This is a genomic window from Clostridium sp. BL-8 (assembly GCF_002006495.1).
Taxonomy (GTDB): Bacteria; Bacillota; Clostridia; order Clostridiales; family Clostridiaceae; genus Clostridium.
Window position 1 is genome coordinate 1 of record NZ_LZZL01000222.1, and the last position, 625, is coordinate 625.

Consider the following 625-nt stretch of genomic DNA (forward strand, 5'->3'; position numbering starts at 1 on the left):
GTAACTACTGCATTTTCTGTTGGACCATAGTTATTTATTAATTCATAAGTCTGCTCTTTATAGACTTTTAATTTATCTGCTCCAGTTAACAACTTTCTTAAAGATTTATTTTCTAAATTCATAAATTCCTCACACATTTGTGTAGGTAAAAAGCTTATTGTTATTTGATTATCCTCATAATATTTGTTTAATGCAGCTTTATCAAGCATTATACTCTTATCTATTATATGCAAAGCCGCTCCAGCTATAACATAAGGGAATATCTCCCATACTGATGCATCAAAACCAAAACCAGCATATTTTGTTGCCCTGTCTATTTCTGTTACTTCATAATTTTCATTATGCCAAAGACATAAATTCACAAGAGCCTTTTGTTCCACCATTACACCTTTAGGTTTTCCAGTTGTTCCAGAAGTGTATATAACATATGCTAAATCATTTAATTTTCCTATAGTACCTAAATTACTATTTTCCATTTCATATAATTTATTATCTTCTAAGTCTATAGCTTCCACACCGTAATTTGTACTTTCTAATAAATTATTTTGAGTTAAAAGGATCTTTGTGCTGCTATCTTCTAACATATACTTTATTCTGTCTTCTGGATATTCAGGATCTATTGGTA

1 protein-coding gene is annotated in these 625 nt (G+C 29.6%); it reads right to left on the reverse strand.

Annotated elements, in window-relative coordinates:
- Positions 1-625: AMP-binding protein (locus CLOBL_RS27340; protein WP_143323985.1), on the reverse strand; the 625-nt coding region annotated here is incomplete at both ends.